The sequence below is a fragment of the Hymenobacter sp. YIM 151858-1 genome (assembly GCF_025979705.1).
In the GTDB taxonomy this organism is placed as follows: domain Bacteria; phylum Bacteroidota; class Bacteroidia; order Cytophagales; family Hymenobacteraceae; genus Solirubrum.
In genome coordinates, this window is sequence record NZ_CP110136.1 from 4,043,101 (window position 1) to 4,063,014 (window position 19,914).

Annotated in this window: 19 protein-coding genes; 16 read left to right on the top strand and 3 right to left on the bottom strand. The window is 60.6% G+C overall.

The window, feature by feature from the left end; all coding sequences use genetic code 11:
- Nucleotides 1-90: 90 nt before the first annotated feature.
- A complete protein-coding gene (locus OIS50_RS17965) occupies nt 91-930 on the top strand; it encodes a murein L,D-transpeptidase catalytic domain family protein (RefSeq protein ID WP_264692010.1) in 840 nt (279 codons plus the stop codon).
- A 114-nt stretch (nt 931-1,044) separates the two neighbouring features.
- Here the strand turns inward: OIS50_RS17965 and OIS50_RS17970 are convergent, their stop codons facing one another.
- The 3 genes from OIS50_RS17970 to OIS50_RS17980 form a co-directional block, all read right to left on the bottom strand.
- Nucleotides 1,045-2,106: an Ldh family oxidoreductase gene (locus OIS50_RS17970; RefSeq protein WP_264692011.1), complete on the bottom strand. Its 1,062-nt coding sequence runs from the start codon at nt 2,104-2,106 to the stop codon at nt 1,045-1,047.
- A 70-nt stretch (nt 2,107-2,176) separates the two neighbouring features.
- Nucleotides 2,177-3,130, bottom strand: a complete 954-nt coding sequence (locus OIS50_RS17975) for a Ppx/GppA phosphatase family protein (RefSeq protein WP_264692012.1) — start codon at nt 3,128-3,130, stop codon at nt 2,177-2,179.
- A 138-nt stretch (nt 3,131-3,268) separates the two neighbouring features.
- On the bottom strand, nt 3,269-4,162 hold the full coding sequence (locus tag OIS50_RS17980) for a class I SAM-dependent methyltransferase (RefSeq protein ID WP_264692013.1): 894 nt from the start codon (nt 4,160-4,162) through the stop codon (nt 3,269-3,271).
- A gap of 119 nt (nt 4,163-4,281) precedes the next feature.
- Between OIS50_RS17980 and OIS50_RS17985 the strand changes: the two genes are divergently transcribed.
- From OIS50_RS17985 to OIS50_RS18055, 15 genes are all read left to right on the top strand, one after another.
- Complete coding sequence (locus OIS50_RS17985; protein ID WP_264692014.1) at nt 4,282-4,653, top strand: hypothetical protein; 372 nt, start codon at nt 4,282-4,284, stop codon at nt 4,651-4,653.
- A 45-nt stretch (nt 4,654-4,698) separates the two neighbouring features.
- Nucleotides 4,699-5,181, top strand: a complete 483-nt coding sequence (locus OIS50_RS17990) for a DinB family protein (protein WP_264692015.1) — start codon at nt 4,699-4,701, stop codon at nt 5,179-5,181.
- Between the two features lie 18 nt (nt 5,182-5,199).
- Complete coding sequence (dapF, locus tag OIS50_RS17995; protein WP_264692016.1) at nt 5,200-5,988, top strand: diaminopimelate epimerase; 789 nt, start codon at nt 5,200-5,202, stop codon at nt 5,986-5,988.
- 3 nt (nt 5,989-5,991) lie between these two features.
- Entirely contained in the window at nt 5,992-6,516 is a 525-nt protein-coding gene (locus OIS50_RS18000) for a GNAT family N-acetyltransferase (protein WP_264692017.1), read from the top strand.
- 181 nt (nt 6,517-6,697) lie between these two features.
- Entirely contained in the window at nt 6,698-7,948 is a 1,251-nt protein-coding gene (locus OIS50_RS18005) for a glycosyltransferase family 1 protein (RefSeq protein WP_264692018.1), read from the top strand.
- Nucleotides 7,949-8,027: 79 nt separating this feature from the next.
- On the top strand, nt 8,028-9,224 hold the full coding sequence (gene glf, locus OIS50_RS18010) for a UDP-galactopyranose mutase (protein ID WP_264692019.1): 1,197 nt from the start codon (nt 8,028-8,030) through the stop codon (nt 9,222-9,224).
- 75 nt (nt 9,225-9,299) lie between these two features.
- Nucleotides 9,300-10,592, top strand: a complete 1,293-nt coding sequence (locus OIS50_RS18015) for a family 1 glycosylhydrolase (RefSeq protein ID WP_264692020.1) — start codon at nt 9,300-9,302, stop codon at nt 10,590-10,592.
- Between the two features lie 3 nt (nt 10,593-10,595).
- Nucleotides 10,596-11,537: an SDR family oxidoreductase gene (locus OIS50_RS18020; RefSeq protein WP_264692021.1), complete on the top strand. Its 942-nt coding sequence runs from the start codon at nt 10,596-10,598 to the stop codon at nt 11,535-11,537.
- A 196-nt stretch (nt 11,538-11,733) separates the two neighbouring features.
- Nucleotides 11,734-15,147: a preprotein translocase subunit SecA gene (gene secA / locus OIS50_RS18025; protein ID WP_264692022.1), complete on the top strand. Its 3,414-nt coding sequence runs from the start codon at nt 11,734-11,736 to the stop codon at nt 15,145-15,147.
- A 116-nt stretch (nt 15,148-15,263) separates the two neighbouring features.
- Nucleotides 15,264-15,965 (top strand): deoxyribose-phosphate aldolase, encoded by a 702-nt coding sequence (gene deoC / locus OIS50_RS18030; RefSeq protein ID WP_264692023.1) that lies wholly within the window; start codon nt 15,264-15,266, stop codon nt 15,963-15,965.
- Nucleotides 15,946-16,518, top strand: coding sequence for a sporulation protein (locus tag OIS50_RS18035; protein WP_264692024.1), 573 nt, complete (start codon nt 15,946-15,948; stop codon nt 16,516-16,518). The genes deoC and OIS50_RS18035 overlap by 20 nt, the downstream gene beginning before the upstream one ends.
- A gap of 2 nt (nt 16,519-16,520) precedes the next feature.
- Nucleotides 16,521-16,913, top strand: a complete 393-nt coding sequence (locus tag OIS50_RS18040; RefSeq protein WP_264692025.1) for a hypothetical protein — start codon at nt 16,521-16,523, stop codon at nt 16,911-16,913.
- A gap of 225 nt (nt 16,914-17,138) precedes the next feature.
- A complete protein-coding gene (locus OIS50_RS18045; RefSeq protein ID WP_264692027.1) occupies nt 17,139-18,329 on the top strand; it encodes a M20 metallopeptidase family protein in 1,191 nt (396 codons plus the stop codon).
- 36 nt (nt 18,330-18,365) lie between these two features.
- A complete protein-coding gene (locus tag OIS50_RS18050) occupies nt 18,366-19,148 on the top strand; it encodes a DUF2490 domain-containing protein (RefSeq protein ID WP_264692028.1) in 783 nt (260 codons plus the stop codon).
- Between the two features lie 229 nt (nt 19,149-19,377).
- Nucleotides 19,378-19,812 carry an Hsp20/alpha crystallin family protein gene (locus tag OIS50_RS18055; RefSeq protein ID WP_264692029.1) on the top strand — a complete coding sequence of 145 codons (435 nt, stop codon included), beginning with the start codon at nt 19,378-19,380 and terminating at the stop codon, nt 19,810-19,812.
- Nucleotides 19,813-19,914: the final 102 nt, after the last annotated feature.

Here is a 19,914-nt window from a genome sequence, read left to right on the forward strand (position 1 = left end):
TTGCAATATTCGTCGTAGCCTATGTCGAATAGGATGCGTATATTCAATAGAAGGCCAGCACAGGCCAGCTCCGCCGCAGCAATACCTCCTATGGAAAAGCAAAGTGTTGTTCATCGTTTGCGCCTGAAAGTGAAAGCCCGCCGTGCTGTGCGCCGGGCCTTGCCCTTCGTGGCTTCGCTGTTTCTGGCAACGCCGCTGGCCGCGCCCGTAAGCTCTACGGCAGCGCGCACGCAGAGTATGTCGGCCACTGCGCCGGTTAAGCGGGTACTCGCGTCGGTTATGTTTGCGCAGGGCACGCGGCAGCTCTACAACGAGCTTAAGCTCAGTGAGCAAGGGCTGAACTTTGATGTTTTTGAAAAAGCGTACACCGGCTACCTGAATTTGCGCGCCCAAGGCAAGCTCAACGACGAGCGGCAGTTGCTAACGGTTGTCGACTTCAACCTGCCATCCACCGAAAAGCGGTTGTGGGTGCTCGATCTGGAGCAGAAGACCGTGGTGTTTAACACGCTGGTGGCCCACGGGCACAACTCCGGCGAAAACATGGCTACCAACTTCTCGAACCAGAACGAGTCGAACATGAGCAGCCTCGGCTTCTACGTTACCGATACCGAGTACTACGGCAAGCACGGCCGTTCGCTTAAGCTCGATGGCGTTGACCTAGGCTACAACGACAACGCCCGCGACCGGGCCGTGGTAATGCACGGGGCCGAGTACGTGAGCGAAGATTTTATCCGGCAGTTTGGCCGGCTGGGCCGCAGCCTCGGCTGCCCGGCCCTGCCCATGGACCAATACGCCCAGATTATTGATGCGGTAGGCGGGGGCACTTGCTTGTTCCTGAACGGCAACTCGCCCGACTACCAATCGCAGTACCTGAATACCGACCTCGCCGCCAGCGAATTTGTATCCACCGACCTAGGGGAATCCGTATAATGGCTTGCTAGGTTACTAGTTACCCATACAGGAGAACTGTGAGTTAGAGGGGAAAGAAAAGGCGCATGCGGCCACTGCCGCATGCGCCTTTTCGATTTCGGACCTAGGGGTTGCTTAAAGCTGCACCCCAAACTTTTCGCCCAAGCCGGTGAGGTCGTCGACTACCTTTTGCAGCAGCGGAATGCCCTCGGTCAGGCGTTGCTCCGTCGTGCGGCGCTCCGGGTCGCCGGGGATTAGCACCTGCTGATTGGGCACGGCCTTGGCCTTGCGGAACGTTTCGATCCAGTTATCCATGTGCGCTTTGAACTCGGCGGCGGGCCGGAACGCATCCACGCGCATCACCCCAAAGAAGTGCCCAATGCCCTGGCCCACCGGGTCGGCGGGCGGCTGCAGAAACGCCACAAACGGCGGCACCCACGGCCCGTAGTTAGCTCCCGAGAGCACCGCCGACAGAATATCGACCGTGGCACCTAGGCCGTAGCCTTTGTGAGAGCCGGTTTCGCCACCCAGCGGGATGAGCGCGCCGCCCGAGCGGGTTTCGGTGGGGTTGGTAGAGGCGTTGCCGTCGCGGTCTTGTATCCAGCCGGCGGGGGCGGGCAGGCCTTTGCGCTCCAGTATTTCCATTTTGCCTTGCGCAGCCGTGGTGGTTGCCATATCGAGCACAAACGGCGGCTGCTCGCCGGCCGGAATGGCTACAGAAATGGGGTTGGTGCCCAGCAGGCGCTCGAGCGAGTACGTGGGCGCCACCAGCGGCGAGGCGTTGGTGAGGGCAATGCCAATCATATCGTGCGGCAAGGCCAGCATGGCGTGGTAGCCGGCAATGCCGAAGTGGTTGGAGTTGCGCACGGCTACCCAGCCCGTACCGGCTACTTGGGCCTTTTCGATGGCCAGGCGCATGGCCCTAGGTGCTACCACCAGGCCTAAGCCAGCATCACCATCAATCACGGCGGTGCTCGGCGTTTCGTGCACTACGCCAATGCGCGGCGTGGCATTAATGCGCTTGGCTTCCCAGAGGCGCACGTAGCCGCTCAGGCGCGCCACGCCGTGCGAATCAACGCCGCGCAAATCGGCAGAAAGGAGGGTTTCGGTGGCCTGGCGGGCATCGTCGGCCGAGCAGCCCATGGCGCGGAACACGCCCTCGGCAAAGTGAAACAGGCGGGTGTACTCGAAAGTCACGCGGGAAGCGGAAGAGTGGGGTGAGGAATGTGGCCGCTTTGTGCAGCAGCCCTGGGTGGTGCGCGTTGCGTTAGGCGCGCGGAGCGTGCAGCATCTCGTACAGCAGGCCTTCTTTCAGCGCATACGCCGAGGCCGTGATGTGCGGCAGGCGGCAGTTCTTCAGCACAAAGTCGATGAGCACGCAGGCCACCACAATCATGTCGGCGCGCAGGGGCGTCATACCCGGTAGCTGCAGGCGTTCGGCGTGCGTGAGCAAGAGCAGCTGGTCGTAGCTGTGGTAAAAGCTATCGAGCGAGATGGCGCGGGCGGCGGGCTGGTGCGTGTAGTCCTCCCCGCTGCGGGCCGCCTGCATATCACCTAGGGTATCGAAAGTGCCCGAAGCACCGATGAGGCTAACCGGCCGGAAGTGCTCGGCCGCGGCCAGCATAGGCGCCAGCGCGCCGCGCAAAAACTGGTGCTCGGCCTGCACATCGGCCGGCTGCATGGGGTCGTGGCGGAAAAACTGATCGAGCAGCCGCTGCGCCCCAATCTCGAAGCTGTGCTTCCAGAAAATGGTGTCGGCGTTGGCAATGATAAACTCCACCGAGCCGCCGCCAATGTCCATCATCAGGTGCGGCTCGGCACCTAGGCGCACGGCCTGCCGAATGCCCTGGCAAATCAGCTCGGCTTCGCGGGCGCCGGGTATCACCTCCACCCGGATGCCGGTTTGCTCGAAAATATCCTGCACCAGCTCGGGGCCGTTGCGTGCTACCCGCACGGCGCTGGTGGCGGTGGCACGCACATCCGTTACCTGGTGCAGCTCAATTTCCTCCTGAAACGCCTGCAGCGTGTGCAGCGCCCGTTGGTAGGCCGCCGGCGCAATCTCGCCCTGGCTGATGCCGCCTTCGCCCAGTTTTACGCCCACTTTGGTGCGCAGCAGCACGGTTGGCTCGCCCGCGGCAGGGTGCTGCGGCAGCTCTACAATCAGCAAGTGAAACGTGTTCGTGCCCATGTCAATCAGGGCCAGGCGGTTTTTGTGTGACACGTGACAGGTAGCAGGTGACACGCTGGAAGGCACGTGTCGGGTGAAACAAAGCGGAACCGGCGGGTGGGCTGCAGGTGACAGCCAATATGTGACAGGTTTGTTTGCCACCTGTTACGTGTCACCTGTTACCTCATCACCCTAGGTAGCAAAACGGCAGAAAGTACCTAGGGGCAGTTTACGCAGGCCTTGGTCCTGCAAGTATATCTCGCCGATTTCGCGCTGCTTGCCAAAGGGCGAATAGATCGTGTCCATCAGGTTGTCCAGGATCAGCGCCGAAAAACCGATGGAGTAAAGGTTGATGACGTAGAAGTGGTCTTCGGGGTCGAGCAGCTCGCGGCACAGCTTCAGCATCTCGTTCAGCTGGTCCTCAAGCTGCCACTTTTCGCCGTTTGGGCCACGGCCGTAGGCGGGCGGGTCGAGGATCAGGCCTTGGTATTTGTTGCCGCGCTTCACCTCGCGCTGCACGTACTTAAAGGCATCTTCGACCAGCCACCGCACACCATCGAGGTTAGAGGCCTCCATGTTGTCGCGGGCCCAAAAGTTTACCTGCTTCACCGAGTCGAGGTGCGTTACATCGGCGCCGGCGGCGCGGGCGGCCAGGGTAGCCGCGCCGGTGTAGGCAAACATATTCAGCACCCGCGGCTTGGCGGCGCGGCGCTTTTGCGTTTGCTCGTAAATGAACTGCCAGTTCGGGTCTTGCTCCGGAAACAGGCCCACGTGCTTAAACGACGACAGCCCTAGGCGGAAACGCAGCTTCAGGCCATCGGGCCGCTCGTAGCTGATTACCCATTGCTCGGCCATGCCGGGCTTTAGCTTCCAAGAGCCGCGCTCGGTAGCGGCATTGGCGCCTTTCTCGCGGGTAAAGGTGGCGTGGGCACGCTGCCATTCGCTGGCGGGCAGGTGCGGGTCCCACACGGCCTGGGGCTCGGGGCGGCTCAGCACGTAGCGCCCAAAGCGCTCCAGCTTTTGAAAGTTGCCGCTGTCAATCAGCTCGTAATCGGGCCAGGGACTGGTGGTCAGGAATGAGTACATGCGCTACCTTTGATATACCCCGCAAGCGGGCCGGCAAAGGTACGATGGTGTAGTCGATGCCGGGCAGTATTGGTCAGTGCACGCTACCGTAGCTTTATTATCCTGCCAATTCTTGCGAAATGAAAAAAGTGCTTTACGTAGTGCTGGCAGCAGCCTGCTTAATTTCAGCTTACACCATTCGTAAGACTTTTTTTTCCAGCTCGAATGAGCTGTACGAGCGCATGCCTCAGGTAAAGGAGGGTATGACTCAGCAAGAGGTGATGCGCATTCTGGCAACTCCCGATTTGTTGTATGTTGAATATCCCGAACCTAGGTCAGCATCTAAGTGGCCGCCTTATCGGATGTTAGCTAAACCGGAACTCCAGTACCGCTGGAGCCCTGCGAATGATTCGACTCTTGTTATGCAATACCATATGGGTTTTATGGCGCCAGACGATCTACGGGTCTATTTGCAGCAGGATTCTGTGGTTGCGGTAGTCTACAATCCGTAGGTGAGTTGTTGAGGGGTAATCCTCTCGATTTTCGTTTAGGAACTTATGCCTGAACTAACGCGCATCATCGACCAACTACAACGCGCCTTCGACGGCGACGCGTGGTCGGGCCCCTCGCTACAGGCCACTTTGCTAGGTGTTTCGGCTGCCAAAGCGGCCATGCATCCGTTGCCGCAAGCGCACAGCATTTGGGAGTTGGTGCTGCACCTCACCACGTGGGCCGATACGGTACGTCAGCGCATCGAACACCGCCATAATGTGCCGCCCGTAGCAGCCGATTGGCCCGCTGCGCCAGCTACACCCACCGAGGCCGCTTGGCAACAAGCAAACCGCGAACTTTGCCAAGCGCACGAGCGGTTGGTGGCCCAAGCCCAAACCCTCCGCGACGCCGACCTAGGGCAAGTGCTGGGCACGGCGCGCGACCGGGCCGATGGTTCGGGTGTTTCGATTTACGTATTGTTGCACGGCACCGCGCAGCACTACTTGTACCACGCGGGCCAAATTGCCTTGCTCCGCAAGCTTCTCTGATTTACTTCTGCTTTCAACATGCGTTTTCACAAATACCAAGGCACCGGCAACGACTTCGTGATGATCGACGACCGGCAGCGCATTTTTCCGGCCGCCGACAACGCCTTGGTACGTCGCCTCTGCGACCGGCGCCGCGGCATCGGGGCCGATGGCCTCATCCTGCTGCGCACCCTGCCCAACTACGACTTCGAGATGGTGTACTACAACGCCGATGGCTACGTGGGCTCGATGTGCGGCAACGGCGGCCGGTGCACCGTGGCATTTGCGCACCGCCTGGGTGTCATCCAGGACAAAGCCCATTTCCTCGCGGCCGATGGCCCGCACGAAGCCAGCATTGATGGCAACGGCATTGTGCGCCTGCGCATGATTGATGTAGCCGGCCAGCAGGACACCCCCGATGGCGTGTTCCTGAATACCGGTTCGCCCCACATCGTACGCTTTCTGCCCACCAGCACGCTGGCCGAGTACAACGTGTACGCCGAAGGCCGCGCCGTGCGCTTCGGCGAGGCATTTCGGGAGCGAGGCGGCACCAACGTCAACTTCGTAGAGGCACCAGTGATTGAGGGCCAGCCCTGGCAAGTGCGCACCTACGAGCGCGGCGTTGAGGACGAAACGTACTCCTGCGGCACCGGCGTAACGGCTGTGGCCCTGGCGGCGGCCCGCCGCGGCGCCGCAAGCCCCGTACCGCTGCGCACCATTGGCGGCGATTTATCGGTATCCTTCGCGCTGCACCCCGATGGTACCTTTACCAACGTGTACCTCAATGGGCCGGCAGAGTTTGTATTCGAAGGAGATATTGCACTTTAACTTATGCTGCGCTCCGATACGGTCTACCTGCGGGCCCTCGAAGCCAACGACCTAGGATTTCTCTACGAAATAGAAAACGACCCCAGCGTGTGGGGCCTGGCCAGCGATACGCTTACCCCGATATCGCGGCACAGCCTGCGCCAGTATTTGGACAATGCAGCGGCCGATTTTTACGCTGTGCGCCAAATGCGCCTGGTTATTTGCACAAATGCCGATAACCAAGCCGTTGGTACCGTCGATTTATTCAACTTCGACCCGCACCACCGGCGCGCGGCAGTGGGTATAATGGTGGCAAATACTCACCGCCGCCGCGGCTACGCCGCCGAAGCCCTGCAATTACTACTGAATTACGCACGCAACACCCTGCAACTGCACCAAGTGTATTGCACGGTGGCGGCCAATAACGCAGCCAGCTTGCGCTTGTTTAAGGCAGCTGCATTTCGGCGGGTTGGCGTTCGTTATCAATGGCTTGCCGACACGGAAGGGTGGCAGGATGCCGTTGAAATGCAACGATTATTAGCGGGCTGATAAGCCCGCTTTTTTTTGGCTGCCCTGCTGCAGCAGAGTGCAACCTGCTCTGGGTAGTATCCTTTTTCCGGAAGTTTACGTAAGCCCCTTTGCCGCGCTTGGTGAGTGGGTTGAGTTCTCACCGGGCCACCCGATTTCCCACCACGCCGTATCGCCAAAACACTTTTTGACGCTCTTTCGCATGTCCTTACTCGATGCCACGACCCTCGCGTCGTCTTCTGCTACCGAACCTGCTGTTACTACCAACGCTGCCCAATCGAACGACATAGCTACTACTACCTCCCAGAGCGCCGATACCAACCAACTACCCGACTTGGTGTGTTTTGCCCACTTACACTGGGATTTTGTTTGGCAACGGCCCCAACACCTGCTTTCGCGTTTTGCTAAGCACACGCGGGTGTTTTACGTGGAGGAGCCCTGCACCCACTGGGAAGACCACCAGATGGAGCCGTGGCTCGAAATCAAGGACCGCGAAGAAGGCCGCTTGAAGATTGTGGTGGTGCACCTGCCCGGCAACTGCGTAGATGCCGCCGCCGACGAAGTGCAGGCCCGTATCCTGACGGAGTACTTCGAGAAGGAAAATATCACCGATTTTATTGCCTGGTACTACTCGCCCATGTTCCTGGCCAAATCGCGCCAGCTGAAGCCCGCCCTCACCATTTATGATTGCATGGATGAGCTGGCGAACTTCAAAGGGGCCCACCCCGAGCTGCGCAGCCGCGAGCAGGAGCTGTTTAAGAAAGCGCAGCTGGTATTTACCGGCGGCCAAAGCCTGTACGAGGCCAAGACGAAGCAGCACCACAGCGCGCACGCTTTCCCGAGCAGCATCGACAAAGCCCACTTCGGCCAGGCCCGCAACGCCGACCTAGCCGAACCCGCCGACCAGGCCGGCATTGCGCACCCGCGGGTAGGTTTCTTTGGGGTGGTTGATGAGCGCCTCGATATTGAGCTGTTGCGCGAGCTGGCCGCGGCGCACCCCGAGTGGCAGTTTATCGTCATCGGGCCGGTAGTGAAGATCGATGCGAGCGTGCTGCCGCAGGGCGCCAACATCCACTACCTAGGCAGCAAAGACTACAAAGAGCTGCCCAGCTACCTGAAAGGCTGGGACGTAGCCACCCTGCTCTTCGCCGACAACGAGAGCACCAAGTTCATTTCGCCTACTAAAACTCCCGAATACCTCGCTGCGGGCAAGCCCGTGGTGAGCACTCCGATCCGCGACGTGGTGCGCCCCTACGGCGAACTAGGCCTGGTGCACATCGCCGCCGATGCCCCCAAATTCGGCAAGGCCATCGAAATGGCTTTGGACGAAGTAGACGACGCTGCTTGGCTGCAGCGCGTAGACGATTACCTGGCCACCATTTCGTGGGACCAAACCTGGCAGCAGATGGTGAACCTGATGCAAGCCGAACTACGGCGCGTAGCCGCCCGCTAACATTTTCCCGTACACGGTTCACGCGAACGGTTCATTCATCCTACTTCATAACCAATTCACCACCTGCACCTTCTGAGCTATGTTTGATTATCTGATCGTAGGAGCCGGTTTCGCCGGCAGCGTGCTGGCCGAGCGCCTCGCTACCCGGTCCAATAAGAAAATCCTGATCATCGATAAGCGTAACCACATCGGTGGCAACGCCTACGACCACTACAACGAAGACGGCGTGCTGGTACACAAGTACGGCCCGCACATCTTCCACACCAACTCCAAGGAGGTATTCGAGTACCTCTCCAACTTCACCGATTGGCGCCCTTACGAGCACTGGGTGCTGGCTTCGGTCGACGGCCAACACGTGCCGATTCCGATTAACCTCGATACCATCAACAAGCTGTACGGTACCAACATGACCAGCTTTGAGGTGGATGCGTTTTTCGAGTCGCAGGCCGAAGAAGTGCCCGTTATCCGCACCTCCGAAGATGTGGTGGTGAGCAAAGTAGGCCGCGAGTTGTACGAGAAGTTTTTCCGCAACTACACCCGCAAGCAGTGGGGCCTCGACCCCTCGGAGCTGGATAAGTCGGTGACCTCGCGCGTGCCTACCCGCACCAACCGCGACCGTCGCTACTTTACCGATACGTACCAGGCCATGCCGCTGCACGGCTACACCAAGATGTTCGAGAAGATGCTCGATCACCCGAACATCAAGATCATGCTGAACACCGACTACCACGACATCATCAACGTCATTCCTTTCAAGGAAATGATCTTCACGGGTCCGGTAGACGAGTACTTCGATTACAAGTTCGGCAAGCTGCCGTACCGCTCGCTCGAGTTCAAGCACGAAACCCTGAACAAGGAGCAGCACCTGGAGGCTCCGGTGGTAAATTACCCCAACGAGCACCTCTACACGCGCATCACCGAGTTCAAGGCGCTTACGGGCCAGCAGCACCCCAAAACCAGCATTGTGTACGAGTTTCCGCGTGCCGAAGGCGACCCGTACTACCCGATTCCGAAGCCCGAAAACGCCGAGCTGTACAACAAGTACAAGAAGCTCGCCGACGAAACGCCCAACGTGCATTTCGTAGGCCGCCTGGCTACCTACAAGTACTACAACATGGACCAGGTAGTAGCCCAGGCCCTGACGGTTTACAAGAAACTCACCGAAAAAGAAAAAGAAGAAAAAGGCACGGCAATGCCCGCCAAACCTGCCATTACCGGCTCGGTTTCGCTGATGGAGAAGCTCTTGCCCCGCGACCCGGACAAGAAAAAAGCCTAACCTACTCACCCATTTGCGCCGACGTGTAGCTTCAGTTGCCGTGCTGCTACACGTCGCGCTTTTTACCCCTACTGCATGGCAACTGTTGAACTGTGGGGCGGTGTGGAATGCACCGTCAACCGCGTCGGCGACGAGTACTTCGACCAGTTGGAGATGAGCGGGCACCGCGCCCGCCTCTCCGATCTGGATTTGTTCGCCGAACTAGGGATACGTAAGCTGCGCTACCCCGTGCTCTGGGAATCGGTGGCTCCCAACGGCCTCGATACGCCCGATTGGCAGTGGGCCGATGAACGCCTGCCCCGCCTGCGCGACCTAGGCATCGACCCGATTGTGGGGCTGGTGCACCACGGCAGCGGCCCCCGCTACACGGCCCTGCACGCCGATAACTTTGTGGCCGGCCTGGCCCGCTACGCCCGCATGGTAGCCGAGCGCTACCCCTGGGTAAACCACTACACCCCCGTAAACGAACCGCTTACTACAGCCCGCTTCAGCGGCCTGTACGGGCTGTGGTACCCCCACAGCACCGACGACCGCGTGTTTGTGCGCATGCTGCTGAACGAGGTGCTGGGCACGCGCGCTGCGATGCTGGCCATTCGGGAGGTAAACCCCAGGGCCAAGCTGGTGCAAACCGAAGACCTAGGGAAAGTGCACAGCACCGAGCGGCTGGCCTACCAAGCCGAGTTCGAAAACCACCGCCGCTGGCTTACCTTCGATTTGCTGTGCGGCCGCGTGGACGCCGGCCATTATATGTGGCGCTTTCTGCGCGACAACGGCGCCCCCGAAGCCGAACTGCTCGATCTGGTAGCCAACCCACTGCCGCCCGATATTCTGGGCATCAATTACTACGTCACGAGCGAGCGGTTTCTCGACAACGAACGGCACCACTACCCCGCCCGCTGCTACAGCCGCAACCACCACGACGAGTACGCCGACATAGAAGCCGTGCGCGTGCTGCCCCTGCAGATGGCCGGCATCAAGCATTTGCTGCGCGAAGCCTGGGAGCGGTACCAGCTGCCCATTGCCATTACCGAATCGCATTTGGGCTGTACCCGCGAGGAGCAGCTGCGCTGGCTGCTGCAATCCTGGAACGAGGCCAACGCCCTGCGGCAGGAGGGAGCCAACATTCGCGCCGTTACGGTGTGGTCGCTCCTAGGTGCTTTCGACTGGGACAGCCTCCTGACGCAGCGCGGCGGCAGCTACGAAAGCGGCGTGTTTGATGTGCGCAGCGGCCAGCCCCGGCCCACTGCGTTGTTTAAGATGGTGCAAAGCCTGGCCCGCTCGGGCCGCTACACGCACCCGTTGCTGGCCAACCCGGGTTGGTGGCAGCGCGCCGACCGTTTTGTTTACCGCACTTCACCGATCCTTTGAGCTATGAGTCGTCAGCTATTCAATCCGGCTTCGCAGCCGCGCCAGCCCTTGCTCATTACCGGCGCCAACGGTACCCTAGGCAAAGCATTTGCCCGTGTCTGCCAGATTCGGGGCATCGAGGCCGTGGCCCTCACCAGGCAGGATATGGACATAGCCGACCTAGGCAGCATTGAGCGGGCATTGGAGCGGTACAACCCCTGGGCGGTAATCAATACGGCCGGTTACGTACGCGTCGACGATGCCGAAACGGATGCCGAGCGTTGCTTCCGCGAAAACAGCACCGGTCCGGCCATGCTGGCTACCGTATGCGCCGCCCACGGCGTGCAGCTGCTCACGTTTTCCTCCGATCTGGTGTTCGATGGCTACAAGACCGACCCCTACGTGGAAAGCGACAAAGCCCGGCCGCTGAACGTGTACGGGCAAAGCAAGCAGCGCGCCGAGCGCGAGGTGCTCAAGCGCATGAAAGGAGCCTTGGTAGTGCGTACCAGTGCGTTTTTCGGGCCGTGGGATGAATACAACTTCGTGCATTTTGTGCTGCGCTCCGCCCGCGAGGGTACTGCCTTCGAGGCGGCCGATGATGTGCAGATTGCGCCCACCTATGTGCCGTGCTTGGCGAATACCGCCCTCGATTTGCTGATCGACGACGAGCGCGGCATCTGGCACCTGGCCAACCAGGGCTCGTGCAGCTGGGCCGAGTTGGCCCGCATGGCGGCCGAGCAAGCCGGTTTCAGCTCCGATTTTGTGGTGGGCCGGCCCATGGGCTCGTTTAACCTGCAAGCGGCCCGGCCGTTGCAAAGCGTGCTGAGCAGCGAACAAGGCGTGATGTTGCCGCCCCTGGAGGCGTCGTTGCGCCAGTACCTGCTCGATATCGGCCACTCGCCCAGCCACGACCTGGGCCTGCTATCGGCCGGGTGCTCCAGCAAGGGCACCAAAGTGCCGGGCTAGCGCAGCGCCTGACGCAAGCGCCGCCTGCACCGGCTGCATCCTGACAACTTAACGTTCTGGGCAAACCCTGCACTCTTTTTGAGAGGGCAGGGTTTGTCATTTCTAGGGCAACCGATAAGGCGTCTGGGGCTTTTCCGCCAAACCACGTATTTTTGAGGTGCGCCCCCAGCGTTTTCAGCAAATTCTCCTACACAGCATGTTCGATTTTATCGGGAAGGCCGTCACCAAAGTCTTCGGCACCAAGTCGGAACGGGACTTGAAAGGCATCATCCCTTACGTGGCGACCATCAACGCCGAATACGCCAAACTGGCAGGGCTATCGGACGATGAGCTTCGCGGCCAGACAGACCAGGTACGGGCCCGTATCAGCGAATATTTGAAGAATATCGACGGTCAGATTGCGGCTTTGCACCAGCGCATTGCCGACGAGCCCAACCTCGATATTCAGCAAAAAGAAACCGTATTCGAGCAAATCGATGCGTTGGAGAAGCAGCGCAACGTGCAGCTGGAGGAGGTGTTGCTGGAGGTGTTGCCGCAGGCTTTTGCCATCGTAAAAGAAACGGCGCGCCGCTACAAGGAGAACGGCCAGCTGGTGGTAACCGCCAACGACCAGGACCGCGAGTACGCCCGCCGCGCGCCCAACGTAACCATTACTGCCGATGGCAAAGCCGTGTGGGCCAACCGCTGGATGGCGGCCGGTGCCGAGGTGGTGTGGGACATGGTGCACTACGACGTGCAGCTGATTGGCGGCGTGGTACTGCACCAGGGCAAGATTGCCGAAATGGCCACCGGCGAAGGCAAAACCCTGGTTTCGACTTTGCCGGCGTTCCTGAACGCGCTGTCGAAGCGCGGGGTGCACCTGGTAACCGTAAACGATTACCTCGCCAAGCGCGACTCGGAGTGGAATGCGCCGCTGTTTGAGTTCCACGGCATTACGGTGGACTGCATCGACAAGCACCAGCCCAACACCGATGCCCGCCGCCGCGCCTACGCTGCCGATATTACCTACGGCACCAACAACGAATTCGGCTTCGACTACCTGCGCGACAACATGGCGCGCGACCCGGAGGAGCTGGTGCAGCGCAAGCACCACTTTGCCATCGTCGACGAAGTTGACTCCGTACTGATCGACGACGCCCGTACGCCGCTTATCATCTCGGGCCCGGTGCCCAAAGGCGATGTGCACGAGTTTTTGATACTGAAGCCGCGCATTCAGCGCCTCGTGGATGAGCAGCGCAAGCTGGTGCAGCAGTACCTGCTGGATGCCAAGCGCCTCATTAAAGAAGGCAACGACGGCGCCAAAGAGGGCGAGGGCGGCCTGGCGCTGTTCCGCGCTTTCCGTGGTCTGCCCAAAAGCAAGCCGCTCATCAAGTTCTTGTCGGAAACGGGCAACCGCGCCATTCTGCAGAAGGTGGAGAACTACTACCTGCAGGACAACTCGCGCCAGATGCCGCAGGCCGACAAGCCGCTGTTCTTCACCATCGACGAGAAGAACAACCAGATTGAGCTGACGGAGCGCGGCATCGACCTGATTACCGGTCAGGGCGAAGACCCGAGCTTCTTTATCATGCCCGATATCGGCACCGAGCTGGCCGCCATCGAGAACAACAAAACCATTTCGGCCGACGACAAGCTCCACACCAAGGAGCGCCTGATGCAGGACTATCAGGAAAAGTCGGAGCGCATTCACACGGTAAACCAGCTGCTGAAGGCCTACACCTTGTTCGAGCGCGATGACCAGTACATCGTGACCGAAGACCACAAGGTGAAAATTGTGGACGAGCAGACCGGCCGCGTAATGGAAGGCCGCCGCTACTCCGACGGCTTGCACCAGGCTATTGAGGCCAAGGAAAACGTGCGCATCGAAGATGCCACCCAAACCTACGCCACCGTAACGCTGCAGAACTACTTCCGCATGTACCACAAGTTGGGTGGCATGACGGGTACGGCCGAAACCGAAGCCGGCGAATTCTGGCAGATCTACAAGCTCGACGTGGTGGTAATCCCCACGAACCGCGGCATTCAGCGCAAAGACCAGCACGACAAGGTTTACAAAACCACGCGCGAGAAGTACAACGCCGTGGCCGAGGAAATTCAGGAGCTGGTGAAAGCCGGCCGCCCGGTGCTGGTGGGTACTACCTCGGTTGAAAACTCCGAAATCATCAGCCGCCTGCTGAAGCTGCGTAAGATTCCGCACCAGGTGCTGAACGCGAAGCAGAACCAGCGCGAAGCCGAGATTGTGGCCGGCGCCGGCTACCCCGGTACGGTTACCATTGCCACCAACATGGCCGGCCGTGGTACCGACATCAAGCTGAAAGAAACCTCGAAGGAATCGGGTGGTCTGGCCATTATCGGTACGGAGCGCCACGAAAGCCGCCGCGTCGACCGCCAGTTGCGCGGCCGTGCCGGCCGCCAGGGCGACCCGGGTACCTCGCAGTTCTTCGTTTCGCTTGAGGACAACCTGATGCGTTTGTTTGGCTCGGACCGCATTGCCCGCCTGATGGACCGTATGGGTCTGGAAGAGGGCGAGGTGATTCAGCACTCGATGATTACTTCGAGCATCGAGCGTGCGCAGAAGAAGGTGGAGGAAAACAACTTCGGCATCCGGAAGCGCCTGCTCGAGTACGACGACGTGATGAACGCCCAGCGCGAGGTGGTGTACCGCCGCCGCCGCAACGCCTTGTTCGGTGAGCGTCTGGAACTCGACGTGTGGAACATGATCTACGACGTGTCGGAAGACATCGTGGCGGGCCACAAGATTTCGGGCGACTACGCCGACTTCCAGCTGGCCATTATCCGCGTATTCGGCTACGACACGCACATTACCGCTGCCGAGTTTGCTGCCCAGCAGCCGGCGCAGCTTACCCAGCGCCTCTACGACGAAGCCCTGGGTTACTACCACTCGAAAAACGAGGTGATTGGCGAGTCGGCGCTGCCGCTCATCAACGACCTGATCGAGCAGAATGCGCCGTTCGAGAACATTGCCGTACCGTTCTCCGATCAGCGCAAGCAGGTAACAGCCGTGGCCAACCTGCGCCGCGCCCAGGCCAGCAAAGGCCAGGAGCTGATGCGCGCCATGGAGAAAGTGGTGGTGCTCTCGCTGATTGACGACGCTTGGACGCAGCACCTGCGCCAGATGGACGACCTGAAGCAGGTGGTGCAGAACGCTGTGTACGAGCAGAAAGACCCGCTGCTGGTGTACAAGTTCGAATCGTTCGAGCTGTTCAAGCGCATGATCAGCAAGGTGAACGAAGACACCGTGACCTTCCTGTTCCACGCCGACATTCCGGCTACGCAGGCAAGCGCCACGGCCGAGCCGGAAATCATGTTTGAGGAAGCCGTGGCCGCACCGCGTGCGCCGCAGCCCCGCCTGAAAGCCGAGAAGGAGGTTTCGACGTCGTCGTTGGGTGCCGGCCCCGAGGACCTGGAGCAAGCCCACGACCTAGGGCTGGAGCCGCTCGAGAAGCAGCAGCCCGTACGCTCGCAGAAAGTTGCCAACCGCAACGATAAAGTGAGCGTGCAGTACATGGACGGCCGCATCGTGCGCGACGTGAAGTTCAAGAGCGTGGAAGAAGACGTGCTGAACAACCGCGCCGTCATCATCGACTAACACGCCGGCTTACCCAAGCCACGTACAACCGCCCCGGCCCTAGGTCGGGGCGGTTTTGTTTGAGGCAGGCAGCAAGGCCCAGGAGCCTACTCTGCCAGCTTCGTTACCTTTGCGCCATGCTGAACCCCGATCAATTAGCCGCCCGCATCGACCATACCTTGCTGAAGCAGGACTGCACGCACGAGCAGATTCAGAAGCTGTGCGCCGAAGCCCGTGAGCACGGCTTCGCCAGCGTGTGCGTGCCGCCATATTTTGTGCCGGTAGCGGCCGAGGCGCTGTTGGGCTCCAGCGTGGCCGTGTGCACGGTTATCGGGTTTCCGCTGGGCTACAGCACCACTGCCATCAAGCTAGCCGAGGCTACCGAGGCTTTGGTCATGGGGGCAATTGAGCTGGATATGGTGATGAACGTGGCGGCGCTGAAATCGGGCGAGGAAGCAGCCGTGCAGCATGATATTCGGGCGCTGGCCGAGCTGTGCCACAGCCACCAGGCTATCCTGAAGGTGATTATTGAAACGGCGGTGTTGTCGACGGAAGAAATCCGGCGCGCCTGCGACTTGTGCGCAACGGCTGGTGCGGATTTTGTGAAAACCTCGACGGGCTTTGCCAGCCGCGGAGCCTCGGTGGAGGATGTACGCCTGATGCGCGACCAACTGCCGAGCAACATCCGTATTAAGGCTGCCGGCGGCATCCGCACGCATGCGCAAGCCGTGGCGCTGGTGCTGGCCGGTGCCGACCGCCTAGGTGCCTCCGCCGGCGTGGCCTTGCTCACTTCTCCTCCCCAGGACGACGACTCCGCCCATGAAACGTCTGCTTACTAACGTGTTGTCGATTACCGCTTTTGTTGCGCTGGTTAGCTGTGCCGCTTCGGGCCCGGCCGCTACCTCTTCCGCTCCCGACTCCTCGCGCACCGCATCGACTACGGCGGCGGGCAACGCCGCCAAAGGCAAGGGCAAGGCAGCACCCGCCGACGACCTGAGCAAGTACCGCCCCAGGTTTACGCCGCCGCCCGCGCCCAAAGCCCTAGGTGCCAAAGCGTACGTAGCGCCTACCAACCACGTAAACGCGCAGATAGACCAGCGCCTACGCGACCAGGCCTACACCAACCAGAACGTGAAGTATACCAGCGGCTGGCGCATCCTGGCTTACGTGGGGCTCGAGCGCGACCAGGCCATGGCTATTCGCCGCTCGGTCATCAGCCGCTACCCCGACGAAACGGACTACGTTACGTTCAAGCAGCCCATTTACCGGCTGTTTATCGGCGACTACACCACCCGCCTCGATGCCGAGCGGGCCATGCTGCGCATCCGCCCACTGGCACCTAAGGCCGAGCTGCAGCCTACGCAAGTGCTCATCAACAAAACGCGCTTCTAGCCGTGCCGCTTATTCGTCAGTTACAATGGGATGAGCTCGACCTCTTGCAGGGGTTGGAGGTAATTCCCACGGAGTACGACGACGGCGCCGGCGTGCAATACCGCGTCGAGAAGCAGGGTTTGGTGCTGCTGCTCTCGTTGTGGCCGGCTACCGGCGTAGTTGATGTTACCCTAACGCACCCGGCTACCGATGCCATTCTGCTCGATTTGCGCGTGGCCGTGCGCGGCACCATCCGCTACAACAACGACAAGCGCGGCGAGTACCTCGAGTTTCCGGATTGCGTGCTGGTAAGCCGCCTGGGCGTGGGCGACGACGAAGCCGCTTTCAGCCCGAACGTGACGGGCCGCTCCATGCTGGTGGCGGTGCGGCCGCACATCAGCATCTTTTTTGAGTAAGCCCTAGGTGCTGTTCTTGCGGCAGGAGCCTGGGGATCCCCGCCCATGCGCAGCACGAGTCGCGCCCGGCGGGCTAAGCCTGGCGGCCGGGGTATTGCGCACGCCGGCAGCTCGTGCCGGCGGTTGGCAGTTAATCCCTGGGTGCTTCGGATGCCTGGTGCCGGATGGCAGCTTGGGCTGCCCGCGGAGTACCACTCCGCGCCACATGGTTGTACCTTGCGGGTTATGCAGCATTTGCTTTCCCGCATCCAGGAACTAGCCGCTGCCCAGGCCACCGACGTGGTAGGGCTGCGCCACCATTTGCACGCTCATCCGGAGCTTTCGTTTCAAGAATACCAAACGGCGGCGTTCGTGGCCGACGAGCTGCGCAAGCTCGGCCTCGATCCGCAGCCCATTGCCAATACCGGCTTAGTGGCCCTCATCGAAGGCCGCAACCCCGGCCGCCGCACCGTAGCCCTGCGCGCCGACATGGACGCGCTGCCCATTCAGGAGCAAAACGACGTGCCCTACCGCTCGCAGAACCCCGGCGTAATGCACGCCTGCGGCCACGACGTGCACACTTCCTCCCTGCTGGGGGTGGCCCGCATTCTGGTGCAGCTGCGCGACGAGTTCGAGGGCACCGTGAAGCTAATGTTTCAGCCTGGCGAAGAGGTGGTACCCGGCGGGGCCTCCATCATGATTAAGGAAGGCGTGCTCGACAACCCCGCGCCGCAAACGGTGCTCGGGCAGCACGTGTTTCCGCAGCTGCCGGCCGGCAAAGTGGGCATACATGCGGGGCGCTACATGGCCTCGGCCGACGAACTGTACCTGACCATTCGGGGCAAGGGCGGCCACGGCGCCATGCCCGATCTGAATATCGACACCGTGCTGGTGGCGGCCAACCTGATTGTGGCGGCTCAGCAGCTGGTAAGCCGCCGCGCTAATCCCAAAATTCCGTCGGTGCTGTCGTTCGGCAAAGTCATTGCCCAGGGCGCCACCAACGTCATCCCGAACGAGGTATATATCGAAGGCACCTTCCGCACCATGGATGAGCAGTGGCGCGAGCAAGCCCACGTGCACCTGCGCCAGCTTTGCGAAGGGTTGGCTGCTTCGATGGGGGCAAGCTGCGAGCTGGAAATCCGCCGCGGCTACCCCTGCCTCGACAACGACGTGACCGTGACCCAACGGGTGCGCGCCGCCATGGTCGAGTACCTCGGCGAGGAAAACGTGGTCGACATTGACCAATGGATGGCATCCGAAGACTTTGCCTTCTTCTCGCAGGCCGCGCCGTCGTGCTTTTACCGCCTCGGTACCCGCGCCCTCGACGGTCGGTACGCCTCTTCCGTACACACGCCTGTCTTCGACATTGAAGCCCATGCCCTCACGGTTGGGCCCGGCCTAATGGCCTGGCTTGCCTTGAACGAGCTGCAAGCCTAGGTGCCGCAAGGCGTAGTTGCTACGAAGAGCTAACCAATGAGCCTAAAGAAAGTACTCTGCATGGTGGGGTTGTTGGTGCTGCCGGGCTTGGCCCTAGGTCAGCGGCGCATCAACAACCCCACGCAGCTGTGGCCCGAGCTGCAAGGCGAGCTGGCCCTGCCAAGCAACGCCTACCTCTGGCTGAGTGCCCAAAACCAGCGCGCCGCCGAAGGCCGCTACAACAACGGCACCTTCGACTACGTGCTGCTGCGTGCCGGCTACGAACGTTTCTGGAACGAACATTGGAGCTGGGGCCTCACGGGCCGCTACGCCGCCACCGCGGCCGATGACAGCTTTACGCCCGAGGTGCTGCTGCGCCACCGCAGCCGCTTGCTGGGGCTTACCCTGGGTCAGCGCCTCAGCCTGGAGTATGCCCTGCAAGGCGGAGCGGCCCGCAACCTAGGGGCCACGCGCCTGCGCCTCGATGCCGAGCGCCTGCTACCCGTGGGCAATATTGCGCTGCGCCCCCGCGTGGCTTGGGAAGGCGGCCTGAACCTGCGCCTGCAGCCACCCGACGACCAGCCCGAAGAACGGACGCTCGACCAAAGCCGGCTGCGCGCCGAAGTAGGCATCCGCTTGTCCGACCACTTCGACCTGACGCCCTACTTCGCGCGACAGACCGATTTTACCATCACCGAGTTTCAGTTCGACGGCAATGGTAACATCACTTCCGGCGGCCGCACCAACATCGTTTCGCCCATCGTGGGGCTTGATGTGCGCCTCACCTTGTTCCAGGGCAAGCAGCCTTTCGAGCGCATTCAACTGCCCACGCAGCACTGATGCTGCCGTTTTGTCGTGCATTGATTATGGCTGAAAAGCGCGTTTAATGGGTGGTTGATGGTGTTTTGTTTGTCGGTAATAAATAACCTATAAGTTAAAAGTTGGCTGTTTAAGACATTTTGTCTGAGAAAAACGAGTGGTACGGAATTTACAATAGGGGAGACGTCCGGCGCGATGCCGGGCACCATCTCACCCGAAACCAAACAACTCGCATACTACCATGGCAACCATGTTCAATTCGCTTCCGGCGCTCCGCAATGCTCGCAGCTTCGACTCGATGGTAAACCAGTTGTTGAACGACACGCTGCCCGGCTTCACTACCACCAGCGCGGGTTTTATGCCGGCAGCCGACGTACTCGAAACCGCCAACGGCTTCGAGCTGCTGCTTACCCTGCCCGGCGTACCCAAAGACGCCCTGCAGATCGAGGTACTCGAAGGCACCCTCACCGTTAGCGGCGAGCGGAAGGCCCCGGCTACCGAAGGCGAAAAAGCCCCCAAAGTGCGCCGCATCGAGTCGAGCTATGGCAGCTTTACCCGCAAGTTCCGCCTGCCCGACACGGTGAATGCCGAGGCTATTGAGGCCGAACTCACCGACGGCGTACTGCGCCTCGTGTTACCCTTCGACACGGCCAAAACCACCAAGCGCCAGATTGAGGTGCGCTAACTGTCAGGCTCGTCTGCAAAAAAGGCACTGCTCGTCGGTGCCTTTTTTGTTGGTTCGAGTGTTGTTAGTATAGCATTGCAGATGCAACCCTGTACGAAGGCC

Excerpts from the sequence above, each read along its gene's own strand:
- glf (WP_264692019.1), top strand. The coding sequence starts at position 8,028 with ATGTTTGATTATCTGATCGTAGGAGCCGGTTTCGCCGGCAGCGTGCTG.
- OIS50_RS18045 (WP_264692027.1), top strand. The coding sequence starts at position 17,139 with ATGCAGCATTTGCTTTCCCGCATCCAGGAACTAGCCGCTGCCCAGGCC.
- OIS50_RS18015 (WP_264692020.1), top strand. The coding sequence starts at position 9,300 with ATGGCAACTGTTGAACTGTGGGGCGGTGTGGAATGCACCGTCAACCGC.
- OIS50_RS17965 (WP_264692010.1), top strand. The coding sequence starts at position 91 with ATGGAAAAGCAAAGTGTTGTTCATCGTTTGCGCCTGAAAGTGAAAGCC.
- secA (WP_264692022.1), top strand. The coding sequence starts at position 11,734 with ATGTTCGATTTTATCGGGAAGGCCGTCACCAAAGTCTTCGGCACCAAG.
- OIS50_RS18020 (WP_264692021.1), top strand. The coding sequence starts at position 10,596 with ATGAGTCGTCAGCTATTCAATCCGGCTTCGCAGCCGCGCCAGCCCTTG.
- OIS50_RS17980 (WP_264692013.1), bottom strand. The coding sequence starts at position 4,162 with ATGTACTCATTCCTGACCACCAGTCCCTGGCCCGATTACGAGCTGATT.
- OIS50_RS18000 (WP_264692017.1), top strand. The coding sequence starts at position 5,992 with ATGCTGCGCTCCGATACGGTCTACCTGCGGGCCCTCGAAGCCAACGAC.
- OIS50_RS17985 (WP_264692014.1), top strand. The coding sequence starts at position 4,282 with ATGAAAAAAGTGCTTTACGTAGTGCTGGCAGCAGCCTGCTTAATTTCA.
- OIS50_RS18005 (WP_264692018.1), top strand. The coding sequence starts at position 6,698 with ATGTCCTTACTCGATGCCACGACCCTCGCGTCGTCTTCTGCTACCGAA.
- OIS50_RS18035 (WP_264692024.1), top strand. The coding sequence starts at position 15,946 with ATGAAACGTCTGCTTACTAACGTGTTGTCGATTACCGCTTTTGTTGCG.
- deoC (WP_264692023.1), top strand. The coding sequence starts at position 15,264 with ATGCTGAACCCCGATCAATTAGCCGCCCGCATCGACCATACCTTGCTG.
- OIS50_RS17990 (WP_264692015.1), top strand. The coding sequence starts at position 4,699 with ATGCCTGAACTAACGCGCATCATCGACCAACTACAACGCGCCTTCGAC.
- dapF (WP_264692016.1), top strand. The coding sequence starts at position 5,200 with ATGCGTTTTCACAAATACCAAGGCACCGGCAACGACTTCGTGATGATC.
- OIS50_RS18055 (WP_264692029.1), top strand. The coding sequence starts at position 19,378 with ATGTTCAATTCGCTTCCGGCGCTCCGCAATGCTCGCAGCTTCGACTCG.
- OIS50_RS18050 (WP_264692028.1), top strand. The coding sequence starts at position 18,366 with ATGAGCCTAAAGAAAGTACTCTGCATGGTGGGGTTGTTGGTGCTGCCG.